The following is a 25,915-nucleotide window of genomic DNA, read 5'->3' on the forward strand; positions in this document are numbered from 1 at the left end:
TCCTCAGTAGGTGAGTGCCAGGTCGGCGTCGGCGGCCGGGCCGGTGGGGTCCGCGGGGTCCGTGCGGTCCGACCCGCCGGGGTCCGGTGGGCCGCTCAGGGGCCTGCTGGCCAGGTGGCGCACCAGGCGCAGCCAGACGACCGCGAGGATGCCGTAGACGGCGGTGAAGGCGAGCAGCGAGACGAGCACCTCGCCGCTGGTGAGTCCGGGTGAGATGCCGTCGGCGACCTTGGACAGCCCGAACGCGATCCAGGGCTGGCGGGCGGTCTCGGTGAACAGCCAGCCGAAGGTGTTGGCGGCCGCGGGCAGCAGCGGCACCAGCACCGCGCACCGGACCAGCCAGGGTGCGGGCGTGCGGCCGCGCCGGGTCCGCCACAGGTAGACGAGGGCGAACAGCATCGCGAGCATGCCCACGCCGATCATCGCGCGGAAGCTCCAGAACGCCACCGGCACCATCGGGATGTAGCTGCCGGGGCCGTAGGCGGCGGTGTACTGGGCTTGCAGGTCGTCGATGCCCGCGACGGTGGCGTTCGGGTCGCCGGTGGCGAGGACGGACAGCAGCCGGGGGATCTCGATGCTGAGGAACGGTTCGCCGCCGCCGGGGCGGCCGACCGCGAACACGGAGAACGGCGCGCCGGTCGTCGTGCTGTACAGGGCCTCGGCCGCGGCCATCTTCATCGGCTGCACCCGGGTGATGACCTTGCCGAGATGGTCGCCCGTGAGGGCGGTCAGCGCGCCGCCGGCCAGGGTCATCCAGGCGCCGAGGCGGCCGAGCGTGGCGAACGCGGGCGCGTCGCGATGCCGCTGCTCGTCGTCCGGTGCGGTGCGCCGGGGCCAGGCCCGCCACGCGCCGACGGCCAGCAGCAGGGCCCCGCCGACCATGACGGCACCGGCGATCGTGTGCGGGAAGGCCGCGAGGTTGACCTCGTTGAGCAGCAGTTCGCGGAAGCTGGTCAGGTGGGCGCGGCCGGTGACCGGGTCGAGCTCGTAGGCGACCGGGTGCTGCATGAAGGAGTTGGCCGCCAGGATGATGAAGGCCGACAGCAGCGTGCCGACCGCCACCACGACGATGGTGGCCAGGTGAACCCCGCGGGGGAGCCGGTCCCACCCGAAGTACCACAGGGCGAGGAACGTCGCCTCGAGGAAGAACGCGAGCATGCCCTCGACGGCCAGGGTGGGGCCGAAGACGTCGCCGTAGAAGCGGGCGAACTCGCTCCAGGCGAGGCCGAACTGGAACTCCTGCACCAGACCGGTGACCACGCCGACGGCGAAGGTCACGATGAGCAGCTTGCCGACGAGGAGCGTCAGCTTCCGGTACCGGTCGTCGCCGGTGCGCATCCAGGCGATCTGCAGTCCGGCCGTGGCCGCCGACAGACTGATCGACAGCGGCACGAACAGGTAGTGGTAGATCGTGACCACGGCGAACTGCAACCGGGTCAGGTCGAGCACGTCGAGCCCCATGGCTTCCCTCTCCCCACTACGACAGTCTGTAGTAGATACTACGTGGTGTAGTACTACGCGCCACGTAACCTGGCTTACACTTGGCGCATGGCTGGTCTGGGAGAGCTCGAACGCGACATCATGGCGGAGCTGTGGGACGCGGACGGCCCCCTGACCGTCCGGCAGGTCCACGAGCGGCTCAACCGGCACCGCGACATCGCGTACACCACCGTGATGACCGTCCTCGACCGCCTCGCCAAGAAGGGCGTCGTCGCCCAGCAGAAGGCCGACCGGGCGTACCGCTACACGGCCACGCAGACCCGCGAGGAGATGACCGCGGCGCTGATGCTCGACGCGCTCAGCGCGACCCCCGACGGCCCGGCCCGCGACGCGGCCCTCGCGCATTTCGTCGGACGGGTCGGTCCGGCCGGTGCGGCGGCGCTCGCCGCGGCGCTCAAAGCCGCCGAAAACCGGTGACCGCGGTCCTGCTCGGTGCGCTCGGCCTGACCCTGTCACTGGTCGTGCCGGGGCCACTGGCCCGTGCCCGCTGGACCGCGCGGGCACCCGTCGCCGCGATCGTGCTCTGGCAGGCCGTCACACTCGCGGCCGTCCTGTGCGCCCTGGGCGTGGTCCTGGCCGGTCCGGAGGAACTCGTCCGCGCCGTGGGCGCCGGCGCCCACCTGGCGGTCGCCGCGCTCGCCGCCGCGCTCGCCGTCGCCGCCGTCATCGTCCTGCGCCTGCTGGTGTCCCTCGGGCAGGTGGCGTACCGGTCGCGGGTGCGCCGGGCCCGGCACCGCCTCCTCGCCGACCTGCTCCACCGGGCCGAGGAACGCGGCACCTTCGACGAGGACGTCCCGCCCGGCGCGTTGCGCGTCCTCGACGGCAACGTGCCGTTCGCGTACTGCCTGCCCGGCCGATCGCCCCGCATCGTGCTCAGTCAGGGCACCCTGCGGGTCCTGAGCACGCCGCAGGTGGCCGCGGTCCTGGCACACGAACGCGCCCACCTGCGCGCCCGCCACGACGTCGTGATGGAGTCGTTCACCGCCTTCTACCGGGCCGTGCCCGGGCCCCTGCGCAGCCGCGCCCCGCTCGACGCCGTGCACCTGCTGCTGGAGGCCGCCGCCGACGACGCCGCCCGCCGGCGGCACGGCACCCCGGCGCTGCGCGACGCACTGCTCGCCCTCGGCGGCTCCACCGACGCGCTGATGGCCGACATCGACCCGGAGGGTCAGAGCCGCGACGCGGAGCGGGAGCGCCGGTGGCGGCTCGACCGGCTCGCGCCCGGCGCCCCGGGCCCGGACCCGCTGCTCGGCGTCGCCGTGTGCGCCCTCGCCGCGGCGATCCTCGTGCTGCCCACCGTCGTGCTGGTCGTGCCCTGGCTCGACCGGGCACTGCGGACCTGGCCGCTGTGACCGCCGGTCCGGCGCCGACGTGGTCGGCGGTGCCCGCGCCGGGATGCGGGCACCGCCGAGCCGGGTGCCTCAGCCGTTGAGGATGTCGTACGCGTCGGCGGGCGCCTCGATGACCGCCTTGCCGGTGAGCTGATCGACACCGCGCTGACGTGCGGCGATGTGTTCGGGTGGCTTTGCGGGTGATTCGCCGGCCCGTACACTCGGCGGAGCGTCGCCGGGGCTCCCGGGCGTCCTTCGGGACTGTGGAGCTGCCCGGCGGCGAGGTGGCCGGTCGGCACTTGCCGGCATCTTCCCGGTGCACCGCCGCGGGCGAGGCCCGTTGTCCTGCCCGCCTCGTGGGCGTGGCGTCGCCCGCACGTTCCCGGTCAGCGACCGAAGCCGAGAGAGAATGCATGAGAAAATCAACTGTTATCGTGGGAGCGGTGAGCGCCGCACTCATCGCGTTCGCGTTCGCCGCCGCCCAGCCGGCCCGGTCAGAGCGGTCAGAGCGGTCGGCGCAGTCACGGCAGTCGCCGCAGGACGGGGTCGGGCTGCACGTCAGCGGCAGGGACATCGTCGAGGCCGACGGCACCAGCTTCGTCATGCGCGGCGTCAGCCACCCGTATGCCTGGAAGAAGGATCAGCGCCGGTCGTTCGCCGACATCAAGGAGCTGGGCGCCAACTCGGTGCGGGTGGTGCTGACGAGCGACGTCGGCGCCGACGAGGTGGCCGGCGTCATCTCGACCTGCAAGCGGCACCGGCTCATCTGCGTCCTGGAGAACCACGACACCACCGGATACGGCGACACCGACGGCGCCATCACGCTGGACGAGGCCGCCGACTACTGGACCGGGCTGAAGCGCGTGCTGGCCGGCCAGGAGCGCTACGTCGTGGTCAACATCGGCAACGAGCCGTACGGCAACAGCGACACCTCCGGATGGGCCGCCGCGACGAGCGGAGCGATCAGGAAGCTGCGCGACGCCGGGCTCAAGCATCTGATCATGGTCGACGGGCCGAACTGGGGACAGGACTGGTCGGGCATCATGCGCGGCAACGCGGCATCGGTGCTCGACAGCGACCCGCTGCGCAACATCGTGTTCTCCGTCCACATGTACGGCGCGTACGGCACCGCCGCGAAGGTCACCGACTACTACGACGCCTTCCGGAGTGCCGGGCTGCCGCTGGTGGTCGGCGAGTTCGGGTGGAAGCACACCGACGGCGACGTGGACGAGGACACCATCATCAACGAGGCGCAGTCCCGCGGGATCGGCTACCTGGGCTGGTCATGGAGCGGCAACAGCGGCGGCGTCGAGTACCTCGACACGGCGACCGGCTTCGACCCCGGACGGTTGACCGAATGGGGCCGGCGCCTCTTCAACGGCGCCAACGGCATCAGGGCGACCTCGAAGGAGGCCACCGTGTACGGCGGCTCGCCGGCCGACTGACCCGGTCCTGCCCGGACGCCGGTGTCATGACGGCTTTGCGATGACCGTGAACCTGTTCTCGGTGCGACGGGCGAACTTCACGAATCCGCGCAACCCCGGGACGCCCTCCAGCAACCCGAACATCGGAATCAGCAGGACCACGGCCAGCGGCTCCCACCACTTGCGCCGGTCGTCGTTGGAGACCCCGGCATTGATCCGCAGGCCCTCCCAGTACATCCAGATCGTGTAGGCCATGTTCAGCGCCCAGAACGGAATGACGACGAGCGTTACCGGAGACGTGTTGGGGTCGGCGACAAGAATGGCGATGAGCAGCACCACCCCGACATTCTGGATCGGGCCGACCACCCACGACAGCACCGAGTATCCGAGCAGCAGCCGGTTCCGCAGTTGCAGCGACCGGTCGAACACCAGGGCCGCCAGGCCCCAGGACCAGCGCTCGCGCTGGTGGAAGAAGTCGTGCAGGCTGGCCGGCGACGCGCCGTAACACCGCCCGCCGAACCAGGCGCTGCGGCCCTCGTAGCGAGCACTGAAGATCAGTGCGAACTGGGCGTCCTCGACGAGGCTCCGCGGGCCGAAGTCCCAGCCGATCGTCGCCTCGATCGAGGCCCGCACCAGCAGCAGTTCACCATGCACGCCCGCGCGGGGCGTGCCACTGCCGGTCCAGGCCGAGAAGCGCCCCACGTCCTCGGCGGGCCGGACCGAGTCCGCGAGCCAGATGAGCCTGTTCACGGCGTATTCGCGCGGGTACGTCAGGATGCCCTGGGCCAGGTGCTTCGCGTCGCGGCCGGCGTCGTCCTGCTCCGCGATGAACCGCGCCATGGCCAGGGCGGTGTCGGGGCCGACACCCGTGTCGTCGTCCATGTGCAGCACCCACACGTCGTCGCGGTTATCGCGCTCCCGGATCCGCAGTTCATGCGAATAGTGGGTGGCCCGCGCCTTGAACCTCGTCCCGTTGGCGGTGCGGTACCGCCTCGGCACCGTGACCAGCCGAATCAGCTCGTTCCCGGCGGCCAGCCCGGCGATGCGGTCCGCCGCCTCACATCCCTCGTCGATGACGAGGTCGATCCGGAGCCGGGGGAAACACCTGGGCAGATAGGCGATGTAGGACAGGACCGAACGTTCGAGCGCGGGGTAGGTGTCGTGCCGGCCGATGGTAGGGACGACGACGATCAGGAAATCCTCGCTTCTCGTCAGCCCGTGACCGGACCATCGGGCCTCCGACTCGCGCAGTGCCTTGCGCGTCCGTCGTATGCCGACCATTCCGGTGAGCGTCGTGAAAATGGGCCACGTCCACAGCACCGTCAATGGCCAGCTCAGCACGCCGGTGAATTCGTCGGTGAGCCAGAAGTCGGTCACCACGATGACCAGATAGGAGAGAACGAGCGGCAAGTAGGCCGGCCTCCAGCGAGTGAGCCTGCGGTGCAGTTCGCGCGCCTGCCACGGGCCGAACAAGGTCCGCGCGACCCGGGTCTGCCCCTCGCTCGGCGCTTCCCGGCCCGCGGCCCAGGCGTCGCAATCAAGCCAGGCGTCCCAATCCGGAGGGACAGCTTTCGGTCCTCCCATGTTCGTTTCTCCCCTGCGCTCGTAGTTGTCGCCGGGCAATGAGCAGCTACCCGTGGACAGTTCGACCAATCCGGCGTGGGGGAGCCGGGCACTCACCCGCTCCGCCGGCCGTGCGGACCGGAATTCCGTTCGTGCGGCGGACCGGGAAATACCACTCGGATTCCTGATCCGGAGCTGCGGAATCGGTACGCGAAGCCGGTATCCTGAGCAGGCAGCGTTGTGTGCGGATGCTCGCCCGCCGCGATGCCGGCGTGGTTGCGGGAGATCGTCGCGCAGGTCGACGACGCCCACGGTCGTGGGGGTGGAGTTGCCGACGAGGTCCATGCGGGTGCAGTACCACGTCGGCGACGGGCCGCTGGTCGCCGTGGCGCGGCGGCTGACGGCCCGCGCGAGCCCCGGCGGGGTCGCGGCGCGGCTCGCCGGCGAGATCACCGCCGCGCTCGCCGAACCGATCGAGGTTGCCGGTGCCTGACCGCCGTCAGCGCGGCGCCGGCCAGGGCAGGTCCGGCTCCACCGGCCTGCTGTAGTCCACGCCCGGTACGTCGAATCCGTAGAGATTGCGGTACTGCGTCCGGAACCAGTCGACGTCCGCCAGCTCCGCGACGGTCGCGGGCGTGATCGCCGCCCACCGTTCGGCGACCTTCGCCTGCACCGCCGGATCCAGCTCCCAGCGGTCCAGCCGGATGCGTCCCGCCTCGTCCAGGTCGAACGGGCGCGCGCCGGTGAGCTGATCCCACAGCCGCACCGACTGCTCGACCGGAGACTGGAAGCGCTCCGCCAGCACGGCGCGCAGGACCCCGACGTACAGCGCGATGCCGGGGATCGCGGTCGCGGCCTGCGTCACCGCCGCCCCGTTGACCGACGTCAACGCTCGGCCGCCCACGGCCGACAACCTGTCGCTGAGGCCGTCGGCGGTGGCCTCGAGGTGCGCCTTGGCCGCGCCGATCGTGCCGTCACGGTAGATCGCCGACGTCAGGGCCGAGCCGATGTAGGACAGGGCGACCGTGCGGAATCCGTCGCGCAGCAGGTCCCGCTCGGCCAGCGCGGTGATCCAGCGGGACCAGTCCTCGCCGCCCATGACCCGCACCGTCGCGGCCGCCTCGGCGTCGTCCGCGGGCTCCGCACCGATCTCCCGGAGCGCCGGCGTGCCGTCGCCGTCGAACTCCAGGGTCTTGGTGGTGTGCGCCGCGCCCAATGGCTTGATCACCGACTGGTACGTGATCCCGGTGCGGGGATCGGTCCGCCGGGGCGCGGCGACGCTGTAGACGAGGTGGTCCAGCCCGCCGAAGCGCTTGGCGATGAGGTCCAGCACGTCGGTCTTCGTGGTGTCGGCGAAGGCGTCGGCGTTGACGAACGAGAAGTCGCAGCCGAGCTCGCCGGCGATCGCGTCGGTCGCGATGGTGCGGTACCAGCCGGCCGTCGCGGTGCGCCGCCCGGGCGGCCGCTCGAAACCGATGCCCACGCCGCGGATGCCGTGCCGCGCCAGGCCCACGACGGTGGCGGCCAGGCCGTAGCCCGCGCTGGATCCGATGATCAGGGCGACCGGCCCGTCCGCCGGCGGCCGCGCCGGCGGCCCGGCCTCCGCCCGCATCTGCGTGACGCTCCGGAAACAACCGCCGGGATGCGAGTCGAGCAGGAGGAAGCCACGTCCGGCCGGGCTCACGATGCGTTCAGACACTGGCGACCCTTCTGACTGGGACGAACAAGCAGCCACATCGTGTCACGACCGGTCACAGCGGCGCGCCGATACACAGGTGAGAACGCCGCCGCGACCCGGTGCCGGGCGCCGTGGCCACCGGCGCGACGAGGGCGGGGGCAAAGATCACCCCGTTCGTCGGGCCGCGAGCGCGCTGCGCCTGATGATCGCGGAGCAGTGTTGTGACCCCGGGGTCAAGGCCGCGGAGCCAAGCCCACCAGCTCCCGTGCCGACCCCGGGCGGGGCCGACGATTCGGGCGCGGGGCCTCGGGGCGTCGCCACCGAGATCCACCGCCGTGCCGCTCGACTTCAGATCATGGGAAAGACGTGGCTGCCCCGACAGCCAGATCTTTCCCATGATCATGGATTTGCCCGGCCGGAGCGCGCCGGTCCGGGGCCGGCGGTGACCGCGAGCGGCGGACAGCCGCCCGCACGACCGTACGGCTTCTCCGCGCGGCCTTCGAGCCCGGCGACACCGATGGTCCGCGATCACGTGTGGACACCCGCGGCCACGGCCGGTCCCCGCGACGGGTTATCGGCCGGGTGGTTGTGCGCTCCGGCGCGGGGACCGGCCGTGGCCGGCGGCACGATGGTGCGGTGGAGGAGTATCGGGAGATCGTGTCGGACGTCCGCACGACCGCCGGCGGGGCGCAGGCCTGGGTCGAGATGAACCTCTCCGGCTACCTGACCGAGCGGTGCACCGGATGCGGCGCCGACGAGGACGCGGTCGCGCTGGCGGAGGCGCTGCGGTGGCTGACCGAGCATGCGCCGGCGTGCACCGCCAGGCGCTAAGGGTGGGTGCGGTGCTCGTGGTCGGCGTGGCCGGCCGGCTCGAGCTGGAACGTGGAGTGCTCGACGTCGAAGTGTCCGGCCAGGCAGGCCTGAAGGGCGTCGAGCAGTTGCGGGGCATGGCCGTCGTGGAAACAGGAGTCGTCGACGACGACGTGGGCGGTGAGGACGGGCAGTCCTGAGGTGACGGCGTGGACGTGGAGGTCGTGCACGCCCCGCACGTGGTCGAGGCCGGTGATGTGGGACCGGATCCGGTCGAGGTCGACCCCGGCCGGTGCGGCTTCGAGCAGCACGTCGACCGCCTCGCGCAGCAGCCGCACCGCGCGCGGGACGATGACGAGGCCGATGAGGATCGACACGATCGGGTCCGCGCGGGTGAACCCGGTAGCGGCGATCACGGCGGCCGCGGCGAGGACGCCGGCCGACGTCGCGGTGTCGGTGGCGACCTCGAGGAACGCGCCCCGCAGGTTGAGGCTGGCATCCCGGGCCCGGTAGAGCAGCGCGACCCCGGCCAGGTTGCCGAGCAGGCCGGCGACGGCGAAGACCGCCATGCCGCCGGGCTCGACGGCGGCCGGTTCGAGCAGGCGGCGCACGCCCTCGACGAACACGTAGACGCCCATCCCGGCCAGCGCGAGGCCGTTGACCGCGGCGGCGAGGATCTCCGCGCGTGCCCAGCCGAACGTGCGCTGTCCGGAGGCGGGCCGGGCCGCCAGCACCGCCGCGCCGAGCGCGAGGGCGACCCCACCGGCATCGGCCAGGACGTGCCCGGCGTCGGCGAGCAGGGCCAGGCTGCCGGTGACGACCGCGCCGACGACCTGGACGGCGAAGACCACCACCGACACGGCGAGCGCGCCCGCGAGCGCCCGCCGGTGCCGCCCGGTCGCGGTCACGGGTTGGCCGTGTCCGTGTCCGTGGCCCATCAGCGGGCCGTCCCGGGAGCGGCGGTCGGCAGAATCATGTTCACATGCGCATACTAATATGTGTTGGCCGGCGGGCGCCAGGCGGTCGTCGGGGGCAGGCTCGGCGTGCCGGTTGGCACCTCGACCGCCCGGACTCGGGATCGTGATGCGGCCGGAGTCACGTGCCGGATCACGGCTCGGGGACGGCGGGCCGCCGGCCGCGCCACTTGGTGGCGTACGGCAGCACGAACAGGTACAGACCGGTGAACAGCAGCAAGGCGAGGGGGACCAGCGGCACGTACGACACCCAGACGACAGGCTCCTCCCGCGCCAGGGCGATGCCCGAATCCTGACCGGTCCGGTCAGGGCACCCGCGCCGGGATCCGGCCGGAGCGGACGGGCTCGGTCAGGGGCCGGCCGACGCGGAACACCGCCAGCGGCCGGCCGCCGACCCGCTCGGCGAGCCGCGCGGCGGTCGGCGGGCAGTCGAGGAGCTGACTGAGCGGGTGGACCGCCAGGCCGTGCCGGGCCAGTGCGAGCCACGTCCGCAGCAGGCGCCGGCCGGCGGCGATCCGGTCGTCGCGGTCGGCGAGCAGGACCAGGACGCTGCCGTCGTAGCGCAGCAGGCTCCGGCCGCCGGCGGCCAGGAGCGTGGCGAGGCCCAGCCGGCGGGTCACCGGATACGCGCGGAGCGCGGACGCCAGCAACCGTGCCTCGAAGCGGGACAGGACGAGGGCGCGGTCGGTGAGGCCGTCCAGGTGGTAGCGCGGATGGCGCGGGTCGAGGCGCAGCCAGTCGCGGAGCTCGTGCGCGACGGCCGGGGTGCCGAACATCCACCGGTCGGCGACCGCGAGGTCGCGCACGAGCTCGCGGGCGGGGACGTGCGCGAGGCCGGGCCCGAGCTCGGTGAGCACCGCGGGGTCGAGGAGCCCGGGGGCGTACCGGCCGCGCGCGACCCGGCGGGCCTCGACGTCCGCGATCGTGAACGGGGTGGGGTACGTCGTCGTCGCCCGGACCAGGCGTGGACCCGGCACGGCGGTGACGGCCAGCCCCAGGCCGGCGGCGACGATCAGGCACGTCTCGACGAACGCGCCGATGCCGAGGTCGAGGTCGCGGCCGGTCGGATCCGAGTCCGGCAGCGAGCGGGCCGGATCCACCGTGACAACGACCTCGTCGGCGCGGTACTCGGGCTGCCACGGCTGCGTGTTGTGGGCGCTCGGCGCCCGCCGGCAGACGGCCTCGTGCGCCCGCAACCGCTCGACCCAGGTCACGCCGTGGCGCCCTTCTCGTAGAAGGTGTAGCCGTGCAGCGGCCGTCCGCCGGCCCGCCGGTACTGTGCGGCCGAGGCGGTGTTCTCCCGCTCGACGAAGGTGCTGCGCAGCGTCCGGTAACCGCCGGCGGCCAGGTTGCGGTGCAGCTCCCGGGACAGCAGCGTCAGGTATCCCTTGCCCTGTTCGCCGGGCACCGTGCCCTTGATGACGAGCACCGCGTCGCGCCGGTACCGGCCGCGGGTGGCGAGCAGGCGGAGCTGGTTGAGCACGCCGAGCCGGCCGCCGACCGCCATGAGGAACTCCGAGATGTCGGGCACCGTCACCACGAACGCGACCGGCCGGCCGGCCTTCTCCAGCCAGAGCAGCAGCGCCTCGTCCAGCAGGTACGCCAGACCGTCGGTCTGGTCGGCCAACTGCTCGGCGGAGATCTCGGTGTAGTAGCCGAGCTGCGCGAAGCTGGCGTTGAGCATCTCCCGCAGGATCGGCAACTGGCCGCGGAACCGCCGGCGCGAGCCGTGGCGGATGACGAGCCGTTCGGCTTCGACGCGGGCGTCGTCGAACCCGAAGGCGCCGTCGGAGAAATCCTCGACGAGCCAGGTGTCGGCCTCGAAGCGGCGCCGGAAGCCGTGCCGCTCGTACATCGCCGGGTAGTACGCGGGGTTCCAGGCCGAGTCGACGAAGCCGCGCTCGGTGAAGCCCGAGGTGATCACCCCGCCGGTCTGGTTGGGCAGCAGCGCGACCGGACCGAACAGCGGCCGGCCGCCGGCCCGGGCCTCGACCGTGTCCAGGACGGCCGCGAAGACGGCGTCGTCGTCGACGAACTCGGTGTGGCCGAACAACTGCCGGGGCCCGACCTTGGCGTCGAACGCGTCGCTGCGGTGCGCGCTGGTCCGCCCGACCACCGCACCGCGCCGGTCACGGACCAGGAACAGCTCCGCGGCACGCCGGTGCGCCGCGATCACCGAGCTCAGCAGCGGCACGTACCGGTCGGTGGGGTGGAGCCGGAGCGGGAACTCGGCGAACGCCCGCAGGTCGGCCCGGGACTCCACAAGGGACACCTTCATGCGCGGTGTACCGGCGGGCCGGCGGTCTCGGTGGACAGCGGCGTGAAGGCCGGGATGTGCGCCATGCCGTCGCCCTCGGCCCGCCAGACACCGTTGCTGTAGCCCTCGGGCTCGGCGTTGTACAGGCGGATGTAGCCGCCCGTCGCGTTGCGCGTGCCGTGGTCGGTGACCCAGCACATGAGGTCGCGGTGGTGCCGGCTGCGGGCGAACTTCAGCAACGCGTCGCGGTCGCTGAAGAACGCGATCGTGCCGAGTGTGAACGGGAACTGGTAGTACACGGTGTGCCAGCGGTACCCGTCCATCCGCCGCATCTGCCGGACCATCTTGAACCAGGTACGGGTGAGCGTGAGGATCGAGCGCGGCCCGCGGTACCGGGTGGCGCCGACGAACATGGCGGTCGCCCGGCCGACCGGCGGCGCGGCGGAGAAGTCGGAGGTCCTCATGCCGTCGCACCTTTCACGAGGTACACATTCTTGATCTTCGCATCCGTGCCCGCGAACGGCCCGGTGCCGAAGTCGTGGACCCGCACCCGCAGGTCGGCCGCCGACGGATCCTCGGCCAGGGACTCGGCGAAGTCGCGGCTGACCTGGCTGAGGTGGCGCAGGACGCCGTCGCGGCAGGTGTCGGCGAGAGCCTGCCGTTCCCGCGGGTCGAGCGTCAGGTGCTCGCGCAGTTGCAGGTTGACGACCGGCCGGCGCTCCAGGTCGGCCTGCTCGGTCAGCTCCAGGCAGAAACTCTGCAGCAGGTGGGCGTGTGGGTTGCCGGTGTAGAGGCCGTACTCGACGTCCTGCGGATAGATGTTCGCGCCCATGTACGAGATCGTGCTGTCCTTGCGGCCGAACAGGAACAGCAGCGGCAGCCGCATCCGGTCGGTCCGCCAGGCGCGCTCGGCATCGGCCCGCGCGGCCGGGTCGCCGATCGCCGCGAGGGCCTCCGGGAACGTGACCAGGCGCCCTTCGTCGCCGACGTTGTAGCGGACCTTCGGGGTGAGCACCGCCGTCGAGTTGATCGTGCAGAGCACCTCGTCGCCGGCGTTGGTCTCCAGGTACGTCTCCAGGGGGTTGTACTGGAAGACCATCGGCAGGCGGTGCTCGTCGGCGCCGAGCAGCGCGGCCCGCAGGGCGGCGTCGGTGCGCAGTCGGCGGCGGATCCACACGGTGAAGTCGGTCTCCCCGGCGACGCCGATCGTCAGGTCGCTGGCGCCGTAGCCGGAGCGCACCTTCAGGAAGCGCTCCTCCAGGTAATCGCGCAGCGCCTCGGTCATCCCCTCGCCGCCGACCAGCCCGCTGATGCGGTACCCGGCCCAGGGGAAGTCCTCGGCGTCGAGCTTGTCGCGCAGATGCTTGAGGAACGGCGGGTAGGCCGTGACGATGTACTCGAAGCCCGGTCCGAAGTGCCGCAGGGTGTCCGCGATCTTCTGCAGATCCGGGCCGGTGTTCTTCACCATCGCGATCTTCGCCATGGCGATGCCGGTGTTGGTACCGGTGGCCCAGGCGCCCATCGAGTAGGCGTTGATGACGAACCGTCGCTTCGACGGGAACACCATGGTCGCGTAGCCGGCCAGGTTCTTGTGGACCGAGTGCAGCTCGCGGCGGCTGCGGACCCAGTTGAACGGCTGCCCGGACGAACCCGAGGACTCGTCGACGACGCTGCCGGCGATCTTGATCTCGCCGTGCCGGCACCGCCGGTCCTCCGGGTACGCCTTGACGTATGACTGCTTGTCCGTGGGCGGGTACGACGTGAGGTCGAACCAGCGGAACCGCCAGTTGTTGCGGCGCAGGAAGTCCCCGTACGCGGGCACGTCGATCGCCGCGAACTGGCAGGTCATCCACGCGTGCAGGCGGGCGAAGCGGCCCATGTACGGACGGTAGTTGCGCGCCATGAGCCGCCACACCGCCGGATGGATCCGGTACAGCGTGTAGAGCCAGGTCAGCGCGAAGCTGGTGAACCGCAGCGTCCACTGGCGAACGAAGGTCATCACCATGAACCGACTGTAGTGGATCTTCAATGTTGTTTCCCTGAGTGTCAGTACTCAACCGGCACTGAGTGCGGATGCTCAACCGGCGTCACTGCCAGAAGACGACCTGTTGCTCGCCCTTGTAGCGGTTGACCGTCGGCACCGGCAGGGTGACCAGCGCCGGCGGCGTTCCGGCGGCGCGGGAGATCAGGTGCCAGCCGTCGTCCAGGTGCACCAGGAAGCGGCTGCCGTCCGGATCGACCAGAAACTCGGTGACCTGCCGGTCCGACGCCGGGAGCGCGGACCTGACCGTCACGGTCTTCGCGGCGAGGTCGACGGTGGCGATCGCGATCCGGCCGTAAGGTTCCGTACGGGTGTGGCCCGAGGACGGCGGGATCGACCCGCAGGCCAGGGTCGTCCGGTCGAGCCGGTCGACGCACTGGTACTCGAACTGCTTCGGCTCGACCGACTTCAGCCGGAGGTCTTCCAGGCCGGTGTCCCGTTCCACCACGGTCGCGGTGAACGTGCCGTCGGCCGAGGACAGCGGCGTCTCCTGCCTCGGCGCGGACTTCGGCAGCACCTCCTCCCGCAGGGTCTGCGGCGCCGCGAGCTCCGTGGACACCCGCCGCTGGGAGGCGCCGTACTCGTAGGCGATGTCCCACCACACCCGGCCGTCGCGGAACCGGGGGTCCCGAAAGCACTGCTCGCCGGGCCGGGGATGGCGGGCCACGGCGCTGAACCCGGTCCCGGTCCACCGCAGCACGTGGACGTCACCGCAGCCGCTCGACGCCGCCCACCGCCCGTCCGGCGACGGCAGCAGACGCCGCAGCTCCGGCGTCGCGGCGGGCAGCCCGGCGACCGGGGAGTGGTGCAGCCGGGCGCCGGTGGCCGGGTTGTACACGTGGACCGTCCGGGTGGCGGCGTCGTACCAGAGGAGTCCCCGCGGCAGGTCGCCCGGCTGCCGCTCGGCGGGCGTCGGCGCCGCGGCCGGCGGTGCCGGGGCGGCGGTGGACGGCGGCGGCGCGGACGGCGACCCGGACCCCTGCGGGGCGGCCGGCGGCGGGGTGGAGCAGCCGGCCGCGGCAAGCGCCACCGCCACGAGGAAGCCCGCGGTCGGCGTGGTGCGGGCGTGCCCGCGATGTGTGGCGCTGTTGCTGTGCCGATCCGGTACGAACTTGCGCATGGATGTCAGGCGTCCTTCGTCGAGGTGATGCCGCGGCCCGTTCGATCTTGTGCCGACGACACCAGTAGGGTGACCCGCGCGACCGGGCAACGCAGTCCCGGATATCTGGGCGCACCGTCGGAAACCGGACCGTCCCGGACCCGCCGGTCGCCGATGATGATCGTCGGACCCGGGGCGGGGCGGAGGTTGACCGTCCACAAGCGACCGTGGCGATCGGCCGTTCCGCGACCGCACCGCCGGGGGAACGCCGCTGGCACGAACCGGTCGCGGCACGGCTCCCCGGACGGGACGGGCATGAGCCGGCGCGCCCCGGGTAGCTGGTCGGCCGGTGGATCCGTATCGCGCACCGCTGACCGGCGACCCTTCGCGGGAGGACTCGGATGAGTATGCGGACGGCCCGGCCGACCACCGGGATCACCCCGAACCTGTTCGGGATCTCGTACGGTCTGGCCGGCCTCGCCAACTGCTGGGGCTACGCCGCACTGCTGGGGCTGGCACCCAGGCTCGTGGCCGATGTGCTGTTCGTCACCTGCGGCGTGGTCTGGCTCGTGCTCATGGCCGGCTATCTGCCGGACGTGCCGCGCCGTCCGGGAGGCTGGCGCGCCGAGCTGGCCGACCCGGTGATGGCGCCGTTCGTGTCGCTGATCCCGATCGTCGGCATGCTGCTGTCGATCGGCCTCATGCCGCACACGGTCACCGCGGGACGGTGGCTGTTCGGGGTGTGCGCCGCCGTCACGATCGCGGTGGCCGGCTGGCTGTCCGGTCAGTGGATCGTGGGAAAACTCGACCTGGACAGGCTGCATCCTGGATACGTGCTGCCCGCTGTCGCGGGCGGGCTGATCGCCGCCATCGGCGCCGCCCTCGCCGGCTGGCCGGGTGCGGCGCGCACGTTCTTCGGGTTGGGTCTGGTGTCGTGGCTGCTCATCGGGTCGGTCATCCTGGCCCGGCTGTACTTCCGGCCGCCGCTGCCGCCGGCACTGCAACCGACGCTGGCGATCGACGTGGCGCCGCCCGCGCTGGCCGGGCTGGCCTACCTGTCCGTCACGCGGGGCCGGGTCGACGCCGTGGCCTTCCTCCTTGCCGGATACACGCTGCTCGCGGCCCTCGTCCAGGTGCGCCTCGCCGGCCTGTACCGGCATCTGCACTTCGCCGCCGGGTTCTGGGCGTTCGCGTTTCCCTACGCCGCCGTCGCGACCTTCGCGCTGCACTGGATCGACTATGCGCGCCCGCCGGGGTACCGGGTGTGGGCCTGGATCGTGCTGCTCGCCATCAGCGCGTTCATCGCCGCGCTCGCGGCCGGGACCGTGACGGCGCTCGCCCGGCGCCGGTTCCTGCCGAGGCTTTCCTGATCCCGCCGCGCCGCTGCCCGCCCGGCCGGTGACCCGGGTCCCATGGTCGGGGCGTGGTCCGGGCACGCGGCGGTAGGGTGAGGCGTGGCCACGACCGTTCCGCCCCGCTCGGACCTCACCCGCGGCGCGGCAGCCGGCGGGCAGTGATGGCCGACCCCGGGCACGCCGACAGTCTCGTCGTGTGGTTGCAGTGGGCCGCGATCCTCGGCGCGGGGTTCTGGGCGGGCATGATCAACGTCGTCGTCGGCTCCGGCACCCTGGTGTCGTTTCCCGTGCTGCTGCTGTGCGGATACCCGCCGCTGGTGGCGAACATATCGAACAACATCGGCCTGGTCGGCGGCAACCTCTCCGGCACCTTCGGCTACCGCCGGGAACTGCGCGAGCAGCGCGGCGCCGCTCGCGTGCTCCTGCCCGCGTCAACCGCGGGCGGCGTCGTCGGCGCGGTCCTGCTGCTCGTCCTGCCCGCCGAGGCGTTCAAGACGATCGTTCCGGCACTGATCGCCGTGGGTGTGCTGATGGTGGTGGCGGGCCCGGTCGTGCAGCGCCGCGCGGCACGCCGGCAACGCGCCGAGGACGGAACGGGTGAGCCCCCCGCGACCCGCTTGGCCGCCGCCGTCGGGATCTTCGTGCTCGGCGTCTACGGCGGCTACTTCGGCGCGGCGCAAGGGATCCTCATCGTGGGCCTGATGAGCATGCTGACCAGCGAGTCGATGCAGTCGCTCACGGCCATCAAGAACCTGCTGGTGGCGTCGGTCAACACGATCGCGGCGATCACTTTCATGCTCGTCGCCCGGGGATCGATCGACTGGCCGGCCGTCCTCCTGATCGCGCTCGGCGCCACCCTCGGCGGCGTGGTCGGTGCGCGCTTCGGCAGGCGCCTCTCACCGGCCCTCATCCGCACCCTGATCGTCGCCATCGGCACCGCGGCGATCGTCAACCTGGTGTTCCTCCGGTGACGTCCGGCGAACTCGGCCGCCCTCGTCGCGGCGTCTGAACGCGTGGGAGGGCCCGCCGGCGGCGTGGGCCCGGACGGCGGCGGCGGTGCCGTGCCGGCCGCCGCGGAACCGGCCGCGCGGCTGCGCCGGCCGGCGTCGTGGCAGCTCAGGCCGTGGCCGCCAGCGCGGCGCGCACGATGCGGACCGCCTCCTCGGCGTCGATGCCCAGGCCCGTGATCACCGCCGCGTAGTCGGCGGCCGCGCGGCGGGCGCGCTCCCGCGCCTCCTCACCGCCGGCCGCCACGAACGAGCCCGCCCGGCCGCGGGTCTCGATCAGCCCGGCCTCCTCCAGCTCGCGGTAGGCCCGGGCGACGGTGTTGGCGGCGAGCCCGAGCTCGGCGGCGAGGTTGCGCACGGTCGGCAGCCGTGTGCCGACGGCGAGGCTGTGGTCCCGGATCTGCCGGGCGAGCTGGGTGCGCAGTTGCTCGTACGGCGGCACGCCCGAGGCCGCGTCGATGACGATCATCCAGCCACCATCGCGGGTTCCTCCCCAGGTGGCAAGCGGCCCGCCGGGCGATCCGGGCGAACGTCGCCGAGCTGATCGCCGGGCCGGCCCGGCAGGGCTGAGGCCACGAGCCGGCCGCCGCCGCGGCCGCGGTGCCGCCCGGTCCACCCCGGCGGCTTGCGGCGCTGCCCCGCTTGTGATCGGATGACGGCAGCATCGCGTGCCGGTGGCGGACCGCGCCAGGCATGGAGGTGCGGGACCGAACGGACCGCCGTCCTTGGCCTCCCACGACCGCGACCGCGCAGTCGCGCTCAGCCGGCAACTCACGCAGGCACACCGGGCACTGCGCCGGCAGATCACCCAGCTCAGGACGAACCTTGGGCGCGACCGACCTGACGATGCCGTGCTCGTCACGCACTGCCTGGCGTTCTGCGCCGCGCTGACGTCGCATCACGAGGGCGAGGACGCGGGGATGTTCGCCGAGTTGCTGCGGCAACGCCCCGACCTCGCCAAGACCGTGTCCAACCTGGTCGAGGACCACGGGATGATCGCGGCGATCCTGTCGCGGGTGGCCGAGCTCGCCGACACCGCCGCCGGCTCGGGTGGCGCCGTGCCGGCGGCGATCGGGCGCGAGCTCGACGGACTGTCGGCGATCATGGAGTCGCACTTCAACTACGAGGAACGGGCGATCAGCGCGGCGCTGGACGACGGGGTGCCGGACACCGGCTGGTCCGGCATGGTGTTCGGCGTCCGCGACGACGCGTCGGCCGGCTGACCCGGTGGGCCCGGCCGGTCAGGAGGACCCGGCGCGCGACGGTTCGCCGGTGACCGAGCGCCGGCCTCCGTAGGAGGCGACCAGCGCGTCGGCCACGATCGCCGCGTCCGCCTCGGCGACGCCTGCCGGGTACTCCGGCAGCAGGTCGTCCCAGACGACCAGCCACGACCCGTAGAGCTGATCCTGTCCTTCCGGCCGGGCGAAGAACCAGATGTGCAGGTGTGCGCCGCCGTCCCCGATGCGGTAGACGTGGGCCCGTGCGATGTGCGGCAGCGCCTGCACGTGGCGGCCGATGTGCGCGGTCAGCACCCCCAGCTCGGCCGCCAGCTCATCCGGCAGGTCCGCCAGGTCGTAGTGGTCACGCGGATGCAGCATGAGGGCCAGCGGCACGCCGACTCCCGCGATCCGGGTCAGCCGCCAGCGGTCGTCGAACCAGATGCCTTCGTCCCGGTTGCGGCACGAACGGCAGTCCGAAGGGTCCTCGTCCTGCCGTGGCGGCTCCGGCAGGACCGGTGGGCGCAGCGGCGCGACACGCAGCCCGTCCGGCTCGAACGGGCTGATGTTCCATCCGGTCATCCGGGCCAGCGGGAGCCGCCGCTCGCCGTCCGCGGCGGCGACCGCGTGGTCGTAGAACTCGTCAGGTCGCAAGGCCATGACCGGAAGGGTAGTACGCGGGCTGCCCGTCGTGCTTCATGGAGCTGACGGCCGGCCGCACGGCGCGTCGACGGGTCGCTGCGGTGAGCGGTGCGGCCGGGCTCAAAGCTCGCTGCCGTAGTCGTCCGACCGGCGCGCGCCCGGCGCGTAGGCCCCGAGGCCGGACGCGTGGAACGGATCCGTCGCGGGATCGTCCGGGTCGACGGGCGGGACCGGCGGCTCCACGGTGACCCGGCCGTCGATCAACTGGTAGACAGCGGCCGCCATGCTGCCGAGGCCGATGGCGGCGAAGAGCACTCCGAAGATGAGCCGAACGGCGAGGTTCCCCCCACCCGAGCCGGCGATCGGCACCACCCCGAGGAGCGCCAACGCGCCGGCGGTGGTCAGCCCCGCGCCCAGCACCCCCATGACGACGGCGTGCACGCGCTCGGCCGGTCTCATGGTCCGTGTCGTCTGCCGCTGCATGGATCGAAGCTACGCGCCGGCCCGGCGTCCGGTCCCGGATCCCGCCGGGCGCCGCGCAGATGGAGCCAAACGATCTCTCCCGGCCGAGCGCGTGCACGCCGTCTTGCCGGCGGCGTCCGTGTCCCGATCGCCGGTCTGTCACCCGGCATGAAGTCCCATCCGGCCGGCCTGTCAGCCGAAGCGGTGGTGACCGCGACCGGTCAGTCGCTCGGCGACGTTCACCCCCTGACGCAGGAACCGGGTGGTCCGGGTCGAGCCGCGGCGGGCCTCGATCCGCTGGCTGATCTTCCTGGCACCGGCGATCGCCAAGGGCACCGCGACCGCGGCGACCGCCCACCGGGCGAGCATCTTCGGCAGCATGGCGGCCCTCCCATGAAACGCGCTGTCGTGACTACCGACAGTCGGGGTACCCGGCCGGCGGGGTCGTCAACCGCACCGGACGCCTCCCCGACGATCGTCGCCGGAAGTTCGTCCGGCGGCGTCGTCGAAAACACCCCGTCCCGTTCGACGCGTTGGTGAGGCCCGGCGCAGCGCCACCACGGTCCGCTGGCTGCTCGCCCAGGGGCTGCTGGACGAGCTGCGGCTGATGGTGCACCCGATCGCGGTGGGCCACGGGCAGCGGCTGTTCGAGGACACCCCGACCCACCCGCTGCGGCTGGTCGGCCACGAGACGTTCAAGAGCGGGGTGCTCAACCTCGCCTACGCACCGGAGCGGCGCGGCTGAGGCTCGGCCTGGCACCGAGGCCGGGTCTGCTGGGCGGCCGGTGACCCGGCCGTTCGCGGGAGCCGGACATCCCGGGTCTCCCGGCGGCGGACGCGGATCCGTCCGGGCTCATCGCGCTGCTCGAACACGTCGAGCGTGTGGGAGTACACCCACATGGGCAGGTCGGACAGGGACCGGGACGGGTCGTCACGCCACAGCGCGGTGAGCGTGCGGCGCAGGAGGCGGCGCAGGACGTACCCGCGGCCGGTGTTCGACGGCGTCACCAGGTCACCGACGACGACCGTGCCGGAGCGGAGGTGATCCACCACCAGCCGGTGCGGCCCCGGGTCGAGCGGCCACAGCCCGGACACCGTGTCCGTCCACGGCCGGAAGACGTCGCACTCGTACACGTCGTGGTGGCCCTGCAGCACCGTGAGCAGCCGTTCGAGGCCCATCCCGGTGTCCACGGACGGCCGGGGGAGCGCCTCCAGGCTGCCGTCGGGCCGGCGGCGGTACCGCATCGAGACGTGGTTCCACACCTCGACCCAACGGCTGTCGGTCGTCGGCGTGCCGGTCGGCGTGCCGTGCCCGGTCCACACGAAGATCTCCGAGTCTGGGCCGCAGGGGCCGGTCGGGCCGTTGGACCACCAGTTGTCCTGGCCGGTCCGCTCGACGGGCAGCCCGAGCTCTTCCCACACCCGCCGTGACCCGTCGTCCGGCGGCACCCGCCCGTCGCCGCCGAACACGGTCACGTGCAGGCGGGACGGGTCGACGCCGAACCCTTCGCGCAGCAGTTCGTATCCCCAGCGCAGGCTCCGCTCGTGTGGGTAGTCGCCGAGGGACCAGCTACCGAGCATCTGGAACGTGGTCAGGTGCGTCGGGTCGCCGACCTCCTCGAGGTCCGTGGTGCGCAGGCAGCGCTGCACGTTGACGAGTCGCCGGCCGAGCGGGTGTGGTCGGCCCTCGAGGTACGGCGTGAGAGGGTGCATGCCGGACGTGGTGAACAGCACCGGGTCGTCCGGCGGCGGCAGCAGCGTGCCGCCGGTCACGCGGCGGTGGCCGCGCTCGGTGAAGAAGTCGAGGAACGTGTCGCGCACGTCGCGGTGCGAGGTGTCCATGGTGGGCTCCGTCCGGTCGGGACACGCAGGGACCGGAAGACGGGCGCACGACGGGACCGGCGGACCGTTTCCGGTCGCCGGCGCGGGGTCGAGGGGCGCGGGTCAGCGGGCGGCGGCCGGCGAGCGGAGAGCTCGCGCGGCGGCGGAGAAGCCCCGGCCGACCTGCATGTGTTCCAGTGTGCCCGCACGGCACGCCGATCGCCACGCCGTTTCGCCGCCACGGCCGTCACCGTGGCAGTGGTCACCCGGGCAGGCCGGTGGTACGCGACGAACCCGCCCGGCCAGGTGGAGCACGCCGCGATGCGCGGGACGCCGTTCAGCTCGCGGGCCGCCGGGACGGGGCGAAGGCGTCGTGGAGGTTGCGCATGGCCAGCAGCGACGAACGTACCTCCTGCAGGAGCTCGGTGGTGCTCAGCGGCCGGCCCCACGCACGCGTCGCGAGGTCGTCGAAGCCGATCGTCTCGATGCCGCAGCCGTAGCGGCCGCCGAGCAGGCGGACGGCGTCGCAGTGCTGGTGCCGGACGTACGGGGCGTTGGTGACCAGCAGCACGCGCTCGGCCGCGGTCGGGGTGTGGACGTGCTCGGCCCAGCCCACGAGCGTGTCGGCCGTGTTCGCCCGCAGCGGCGGCCGGGTCGACGCGGCGGCGAGCACGTGCACCTCCGCGGCTCCCGGGTGGGGCACGGCCCAGACGCGGTGCCACCAACCGTCACCCGCGCGCACCGTCGCCGGCTCCGGAAGGTCCAGGAACCGGCACAGCCCGACCGTCATCATGTCCGCCTCGGTCTCGAACGGGTCGAGCCCGAGGCGGATGCCCTCGCGGTGTTCCCGGTCGTCACGCCACCGCAGGCTGCCCAGCCCGGTCAGGGTCCGGACGCGCAGGCCGCCGGCGAGCAGGCGGGCGGTGTAGTCGGTCCGGCCGAGCGCCACCCGGATGCCTCCGCCGAGGACGAGGACGTGGTCATAGGTGTCGTACGCCGGACGCTCCCGCCCGCCGAGGCCGAGCGCGTGGATCAGGGCTCGCAGCAGGGGATCCAGGTTCTGGCCGTAGTCGACGCGGGCGGTGTCGAACCGCTCCCTGACCCCGGCGCGGAAGTCCCAGACCCGCGAGAACTCCGCCATCCGGTCCAGCACCGCCCCGACCGGGCCGTCCGGCACCGCACCGCCGAAGTGCCCGACCAGCTCGGCCATGGCCGGCGACGTCACCCACGCGCCGATCGAGGCCAGCACCATCGCCGGGTCGGGTCCGCCGGGCTCGCACGGTGCCAGCTCGTACGGTTCCGTCACCGCGCCGGCACCTCCTCGCCGCATCAGGGACCAGCAGCCTACAAGACGGCCTCGCCGGAGCGGTGCCTTGCCGGCGTCTGCCACGATCGGGACGGTGAGGACGAAGCCGGCCGCCAGCACCCGCGTCGTCGGCGCCGCGGTCGGGCTCGGCGTGGTCGGCGTCATCGCCGCCGCCGTGGTGGTGGTCGTCCCGCTCCTGCGGCCACCGGGTCCCCGCCCGGCCTTCCAACTGCCCGTCCCCTGCGGCGAGATTTGGCAGCTCGGCACGTACCCCGGCCACGACGACTTCGACGTCGACCTGTTCCCGACCGCCGGGCGGGCGTGGGGACGGCCGGTGCTCGCGTCCTACGCCGGCACGGTCACCGCGGCGGGCGTCAACGGATCCCTGGGCGGCCGCACGCCGGAGGACCCGGACGGCCCGCGCGGCCAGGGTGGCGGCTACTGGGTGAAGATCGACCACGGCGGCAGGTGGGAGACGCTGTACCTCCACCTGCTCGAACCGCCGATGGTCCGGAAAGGCCAGCGGGTCGAGCAGGGCCAGCGGCTCGGCAAGGTCGGCAGCACCGGCGACTCCGGAGCGCCGCATCTGCACTACGAGCAGCGCCGCGGCCGGGAGAAGGTCGAGACGTACTTCGACGGCTCGCCCTCCGGTATCACCCACGACAACACCGAGTACACGGTCACCCGCAAGAGCGGCAACTGCCCGCCCGGGGACTCCTGATGCCGGCGCACCACCGAGTGATCCCTGCTGCGGCGTTGCCGAGCCCGCGGAGTCGTTCGCTCATCGGCTGAGCCGATCGCCGCGACGGCGCCGCGCGCCAGCGGCCAGGTCAGGCGTCCGGCGGTCGGCGCACGTCGACGAGGCGGAACCGCAGCAGCACGGCCGGGGTGTCGTCGTCGGCCGTGAAGTCCGGCCTGCCCAGCCAGCCCCGGTAGTCCGGCCCGTGCCAGAAGTCCTCGTGCCCGGCCCGCCAGGCGGCGACCGAGTCGTGGCCCTCGCCTTCGCCGCGGGCGTGGTCCACGTCGACGTCGCCGAGCCGGAGGACCCGCACCTCGGTCAGTTCGATCACCGCGACCGTTCGGTCGGCGGAGTCGACCACGGCCGCTCGGGTGCCGACGACCGGCAGCGGCTCGCCGTCGATCTCGTAGTCCTGGAGCAGTCCGGTGGTGGTGGTCTTGGACCCGTCGAGCACGGCTGCGACCAGTTGGTCACGCAGCGGACCGGGGAAGGCGAACTCGAACACGGGCAGGTCGTCGGCCACCCGAGGAGCCTAGCGCCCGCCTTTCCCGGCGTGCGGCGTCGCGTCCGTCAGGCGCCGGTGCGCAGTTGCTTCACCAGGTCGACGTACCGCTGTTGCGCGTCGTCCCGGGTGGTGCCGGCGAGGCCTTTCCACGCGTCATACTTCGCGCGGCCGACCAGATCGAACACCCCGGGCCGGCTGCCGGTCACGTCACCCTGGCTGCCCTGCTTGTACAGGGCGTAGAGCCGCAGCAGGGTGTCGTTGTCGGGCCGCTGGGCGAGTTGCTTGACGTCGACCTGGGCCTGCTGGAAATCCTCGGTGAGGGACATCACGGCAGCCTACCCGCGCGGGGCCGGTGAGCGCGGTGAAGACCTGCCGGCCGGCGCGCAGGGAACCGATCATGAGACTTCGTGCAGGGCCCGGCGGATCGTGGCGGCGACGTACTCGGGGTCGCGCTGGTCCTGGAGGACGATGACGGTGGAGCCGCCGCCGTCCGCGGCGGCGTGGCCGGGCCAGGTGAACAGTGCGACGACCTGCGCCATGGCGGCGTCCAGTTCGGCGACCGGGTCCGTGGTGTCGCGGCGCAGCCAGCGCCGCAGGACGTGGTTGTGGGCCGACACGACGGCGGCGGCCATGAGCTCGGCCCGCAGTGCCGCGCCGGGGGAGGGCTCCATCCACTCGGCGATGAACTCCCGGAACAGGCGCTGGTACCGCGCCACGCTGGCGATCTCACGGTCGCGCAGCGTGCCGACCCGGCTGGTCAGCTTGTACCGCCGCCGGGACCGGCCGCCCTCCTCGACGTAGTGCTGCAGCACGAGCCGCACGGCCTCGGTGACGGCGACGATCGCGGTGTCGGCGGTGGAGGTGGCGAGACGGTCCTTGACCGCCGCGAGGAGCCGGTCGTGATTCGGGAAGATCACGTCCTCCTTGGACCGGTAGTGCCGGAAGAGCGTGGTCCGACCGACGCCCGCGCGGTCGGCGATGTCGTCCACGGTCGTCTGCTCGTAGCCGCGTTCGTCGAACAGGTCGAAGGCGGCGTCGACAAGACGATCTCGTACGGGAATCCCGGTCACGGTTGCCATCCTCGCGTATCAGCGTGGCCAGGCCTGCCGGCCCCCTTGTGATGGTTGCCCTCAAGACCTGGTATCTAGTACCGTCCTAATGGTACTCAGTACCAAACCCGCCCCGCTCCCGGAGCCCGGGTCCTGTTCAGGAGGACTCATGACGGTCACGTACTCCGCCGGCCCCCACCCCCTGCTCGCCGGCGATCCGATCCTGCGCACGACGGACCTGTTCCAGGGCGCCGACCTCGACCTGGCCACCGAGTTCGAGGACGAGTTCGACACCATGGACGCCGAGCGCGGCACGGTGCTGTTCGCCGAAGGCGACGCCGGCGACCGCCTCTACACCGTCCTGTCCGGCAAGGTGAAGCTCAGCCGCCGTTCCCACGACGGGCGGCAGGGCCTCATCGCGCTGCTCGGCCCGTCCGACCAGTTCGGCGAGCTCGAGCTGATCGACGGGGGGCCGCGCGTTGTCACCGCCACGGTCGTGTCCGACGCCCGGCTGGCCTACCTGTCCAAGACCGTCCTCGACCACTGGATCACGCAGCGCCCGCACCTGGCCGAGCAGCTACTGCGCGTCATCGCCCGCCGGATCCGCGGCCACCGGGCCTCGGTCGACGACCGGCTCTTCAGCGACGTGCCCGGGCGCGTCGCGGGACGGCTCATCCAGCTCGCCGACCAGTTCGGGGTCGTCGAGGGCGGCAGCACCCGGGTGGTGCACGATCTCACCCAGACCGAGCTGGCGCAGTTCGTCGGTGCCTCACGGGAGTCCGTGAACAAGGTCCTCGCCGAGTATTCCAACCGGGGCTGGCTGCGGCTGGAACACAAGTGCGTCGTCATCCTCGACGGCGCGCCCCTGGCCCGGCGGGCGCAGCGCAGACGGCGCCGCTGAACCGGCCGGGTGCATACTCACCCCGTGCCTGCCGACACCCCCGCGCTGCTGGCCGTGCTCGACGACGTGCGCGTCCTGCTGGCCCGGCCGGACAACGACTTCGGCTGGTGAGCGGTCACCCAGCCGGCGCGGGCGAGTCCGCGCACCGGCACCGGACCCGCGACGCGCCCGCGGAGAGCCCGGTGGCCACCCACCCGCGGCACCGTCGACGGCAACCTGTGCCCGCCGCCGCGG

29 protein-coding genes are annotated in these 25,915 nt (G+C 72.6%); 11 read left to right on the forward strand and 18 right to left on the reverse strand.

What is annotated here, in order from left to right:
* Nucleotides 1-3: 3 nt before the first annotated feature.
* Nucleotides 4-1,461, reverse strand: coding sequence for a cytochrome ubiquinol oxidase subunit I (locus tag Drose_RS19465; protein WP_260722715.1), 1,458 nt, complete (start codon nt 1,459-1,461; stop codon nt 4-6).
* Between the two features lie 87 nt (nt 1,462-1,548).
* Between Drose_RS19465 and Drose_RS19470 the strand changes: the two genes are divergently transcribed.
* The 3 genes from Drose_RS19470 to Drose_RS19480 all read left to right on the forward strand — a co-directional run bounded on the left by Drose_RS19470 (nt 1,549) and on the right by Drose_RS19480 (nt 4,276).
* On the forward strand, nt 1,549-1,917 hold the full coding sequence (locus Drose_RS19470; protein ID WP_260722716.1) for a BlaI/MecI/CopY family transcriptional regulator: 369 nt from the start codon (nt 1,549-1,551) through the stop codon (nt 1,915-1,917).
* Complete coding sequence (locus tag Drose_RS19475) at nt 1,914-2,852, forward strand: M56 family metallopeptidase (RefSeq protein WP_260722717.1); 939 nt, start codon at nt 1,914-1,916, stop codon at nt 2,850-2,852. Before Drose_RS19470 ends, Drose_RS19475 begins: the two co-directional genes overlap by 4 nt.
* A gap of 422 nt (nt 2,853-3,274) precedes the next feature.
* Nucleotides 3,275-4,276, forward strand: coding sequence for a glycoside hydrolase family 5 protein (locus Drose_RS19480; RefSeq protein WP_313899918.1), 1,002 nt, complete (start codon nt 3,275-3,277; stop codon nt 4,274-4,276).
* A 24-nt stretch (nt 4,277-4,300) separates the two neighbouring features.
* Here the strand turns inward: Drose_RS19480 and Drose_RS19485 are convergent, their stop codons facing one another.
* Nucleotides 4,301-5,665 carry a glycosyltransferase family 2 protein gene (locus Drose_RS19485; protein ID WP_260722718.1) on the reverse strand — a complete coding sequence of 455 codons (1,365 nt, stop codon included), beginning with the start codon at nt 5,663-5,665 and terminating at the stop codon, nt 4,301-4,303.
* A 475-nt stretch (nt 5,666-6,140) separates the two neighbouring features.
* On the opposite strand from Drose_RS19485, the gene Drose_RS19490 reads away from it, so the two are divergent.
* A complete protein-coding gene (locus Drose_RS19490) occupies nt 6,141-6,311 on the forward strand; it encodes a hypothetical protein (protein ID WP_260722719.1) in 171 nt (56 codons plus the stop codon).
* 6 nt (nt 6,312-6,317) lie between these two features.
* Here Drose_RS19490 and fabV read toward each other — a convergent pair whose 3' ends face one another.
* A complete protein-coding gene (gene fabV / locus Drose_RS19495; RefSeq protein ID WP_260722720.1) occupies nt 6,318-7,517 on the reverse strand; it encodes an enoyl-[acyl-carrier-protein] reductase FabV in 1,200 nt (399 codons plus the stop codon).
* A gap of 615 nt (nt 7,518-8,132) precedes the next feature.
* Between fabV and Drose_RS19500 the strand changes: the two genes are divergently transcribed.
* Nucleotides 8,133-8,327: a hypothetical protein gene (locus Drose_RS19500; protein WP_260722721.1), complete on the forward strand. Its 195-nt coding sequence runs from the start codon at nt 8,133-8,135 to the stop codon at nt 8,325-8,327.
* Here Drose_RS19500 and Drose_RS19505 read toward each other — a convergent pair.
* The 6 genes from Drose_RS19505 to Drose_RS19530 all read right to left on the reverse strand — a co-directional run bounded on the left by Drose_RS19505 (nt 8,324) and on the right by Drose_RS19530 (nt 14,698).
* Nucleotides 8,324-9,214 carry a cation diffusion facilitator family transporter gene (locus Drose_RS19505; RefSeq protein ID WP_260722722.1) on the reverse strand — a complete coding sequence of 297 codons (891 nt, stop codon included), beginning with the start codon at nt 9,212-9,214 and terminating at the stop codon, nt 8,324-8,326. The two genes, Drose_RS19500 and Drose_RS19505, sit on opposite strands and share 4 nt — an antisense overlap.
* Nucleotides 9,215-9,585: 371 nt before the next feature.
* Nucleotides 9,586-10,494, reverse strand: a complete 909-nt coding sequence (locus tag Drose_RS19510; protein ID WP_260722723.1) for a nitroreductase family protein — start codon at nt 10,492-10,494, stop codon at nt 9,586-9,588.
* Complete coding sequence (locus tag Drose_RS19515; RefSeq protein ID WP_260722724.1) at nt 10,491-11,543, reverse strand: hypothetical protein; 1,053 nt, start codon at nt 11,541-11,543, stop codon at nt 10,491-10,493. The genes Drose_RS19510 and Drose_RS19515 overlap by 4 nt, the downstream gene beginning before the upstream one ends.
* Before the next feature lie 11 nt (nt 11,544-11,554).
* Complete coding sequence (locus tag Drose_RS19520; RefSeq protein WP_260722725.1) at nt 11,555-12,001, reverse strand: DUF4188 domain-containing protein; 447 nt, start codon at nt 11,999-12,001, stop codon at nt 11,555-11,557.
* On the reverse strand, nt 11,998-13,542 hold the full coding sequence (locus Drose_RS19525) for a phenylacetate--CoA ligase family protein (protein WP_260722726.1): 1,545 nt from the start codon (nt 13,540-13,542) through the stop codon (nt 11,998-12,000). Before Drose_RS19525 ends, Drose_RS19520 begins: the two co-directional genes overlap by 4 nt.
* 82 nt (nt 13,543-13,624) lie before the next feature.
* Entirely contained in the window at nt 13,625-14,698 is a 1,074-nt protein-coding gene (locus tag Drose_RS19530) for a hypothetical protein (protein WP_260722727.1), read from the reverse strand.
* 380 nt (nt 14,699-15,078) lie between these two features.
* Between Drose_RS19530 and Drose_RS19535 the strand changes: the two genes are divergently transcribed.
* Together Drose_RS19535 and Drose_RS19540 are read left to right on the forward strand one after the other, a co-directional pair.
* Nucleotides 15,079-16,047, forward strand: coding sequence for an SLAC1 family transporter (locus tag Drose_RS19535; protein WP_260722728.1), 969 nt, complete (start codon nt 15,079-15,081; stop codon nt 16,045-16,047).
* A gap of 179 nt (nt 16,048-16,226) precedes the next feature.
* Entirely contained in the window at nt 16,227-17,003 is a 777-nt protein-coding gene (locus tag Drose_RS19540; protein ID WP_260722729.1) for a sulfite exporter TauE/SafE family protein, read from the forward strand.
* Between the two features lie 145 nt (nt 17,004-17,148).
* On the opposite strand, the gene Drose_RS19545 is transcribed toward Drose_RS19540, so the two are convergent.
* Complete coding sequence (locus tag Drose_RS19545) at nt 17,149-17,508, reverse strand: GntR family transcriptional regulator (RefSeq protein ID WP_260722730.1); 360 nt, start codon at nt 17,506-17,508, stop codon at nt 17,149-17,151.
* 256 nt (nt 17,509-17,764) lie between these two features.
* Between Drose_RS19545 and Drose_RS19550 the strand changes: the two genes are divergently transcribed.
* Nucleotides 17,765-18,262 (forward strand): hemerythrin domain-containing protein, encoded by a 498-nt coding sequence (locus tag Drose_RS19550; protein WP_260722731.1) that lies wholly within the window; start codon nt 17,765-17,767, stop codon nt 18,260-18,262.
* 18 nt (nt 18,263-18,280) lie between these two features.
* On the opposite strand, the gene Drose_RS19555 is transcribed toward Drose_RS19550, so the two are convergent.
* The 3 genes from Drose_RS19555 to Drose_RS19565 form a co-directional block, all read right to left on the reverse strand.
* On the reverse strand, nt 18,281-18,916 hold the full coding sequence (locus tag Drose_RS19555) for a hypothetical protein (RefSeq protein WP_260722732.1): 636 nt from the start codon (nt 18,914-18,916) through the stop codon (nt 18,281-18,283).
* A gap of 102 nt (nt 18,917-19,018) precedes the next feature.
* Entirely contained in the window at nt 19,019-19,381 is a 363-nt protein-coding gene (locus Drose_RS19560; protein ID WP_260722733.1) for a hypothetical protein, read from the reverse strand.
* Nucleotides 19,382-19,552: 171 nt separating this feature from the next.
* Nucleotides 19,553-19,741 (reverse strand): hypothetical protein, encoded by a 189-nt coding sequence (locus Drose_RS19565; protein ID WP_260722734.1) that lies wholly within the window; start codon nt 19,739-19,741, stop codon nt 19,553-19,555.
* Between the two features lie 226 nt (nt 19,742-19,967).
* Here Drose_RS19565 and Drose_RS19570 point away from each other — a divergent pair, with 226 nt between their 5' ends.
* Complete coding sequence (locus tag Drose_RS19570) at nt 19,968-20,105, forward strand: hypothetical protein (protein ID WP_260722735.1); 138 nt, start codon at nt 19,968-19,970, stop codon at nt 20,103-20,105.
* Here the strand turns inward: Drose_RS19570 and Drose_RS19575 are convergent.
* Both Drose_RS19575 and Drose_RS19580 read right to left on the reverse strand, forming a co-directional pair.
* Nucleotides 20,081-21,202, reverse strand: coding sequence for an alanine--tRNA ligase-related protein (locus Drose_RS19575; RefSeq protein WP_260722736.1), 1,122 nt, complete (start codon nt 21,200-21,202; stop codon nt 20,081-20,083). The genes Drose_RS19570 and Drose_RS19575 overlap by 25 nt on opposite strands.
* A 316-nt stretch (nt 21,203-21,518) precedes the next feature.
* Nucleotides 21,519-22,487, reverse strand: a complete 969-nt coding sequence (locus tag Drose_RS19580) for a hypothetical protein (protein WP_260722737.1) — start codon at nt 22,485-22,487, stop codon at nt 21,519-21,521.
* 94 nt (nt 22,488-22,581) lie between these two features.
* On the opposite strand from Drose_RS19580, the gene Drose_RS19585 reads away from it, so the two are divergent.
* On the forward strand, nt 22,582-23,208 hold the full coding sequence (locus Drose_RS19585; RefSeq protein ID WP_313899919.1) for a M23 family metallopeptidase: 627 nt from the start codon (nt 22,582-22,584) through the stop codon (nt 23,206-23,208).
* Nucleotides 23,209-23,317: 109 nt separating this feature from the next.
* On the opposite strand, the gene Drose_RS19590 is transcribed toward Drose_RS19585, so the two are convergent.
* From Drose_RS19590 to Drose_RS19600, 3 genes are all read right to left on the reverse strand, one after another.
* The gene (locus Drose_RS19590; RefSeq protein ID WP_260722738.1) at nt 23,318-23,749 is read right to left on the reverse strand and encodes an ASCH domain-containing protein; all 432 of its coding nucleotides are present in this window, start codon (nt 23,747-23,749) and stop codon (nt 23,318-23,320) included.
* A 47-nt stretch (nt 23,750-23,796) separates the two neighbouring features.
* On the reverse strand, nt 23,797-24,057 hold the full coding sequence (locus Drose_RS19595) for an acyl-CoA-binding protein (protein WP_260722739.1): 261 nt from the start codon (nt 24,055-24,057) through the stop codon (nt 23,797-23,799).
* 69 nt (nt 24,058-24,126) lie between these two features.
* A complete protein-coding gene (locus tag Drose_RS19600; protein WP_260722740.1) occupies nt 24,127-24,801 on the reverse strand; it encodes a TetR/AcrR family transcriptional regulator in 675 nt (224 codons plus the stop codon).
* Nucleotides 24,802-24,949: 148 nt separating this feature from the next.
* Between Drose_RS19600 and Drose_RS19605 the strand changes: the two genes are divergently transcribed.
* The gene (locus Drose_RS19605; protein ID WP_260722741.1) at nt 24,950-25,681 is read left to right on the forward strand and encodes a Crp/Fnr family transcriptional regulator; all 732 of its coding nucleotides are present in this window, start codon (nt 24,950-24,952) and stop codon (nt 25,679-25,681) included.
* Nucleotides 25,682-25,915 lie beyond the last annotated feature (234 nt).

Source organism: Dactylosporangium roseum (genome assembly GCF_025264685.1).
Classification (GTDB): Bacteria; Actinomycetota; Actinomycetes; order Mycobacteriales; family Micromonosporaceae; genus Dactylosporangium; species Dactylosporangium roseum.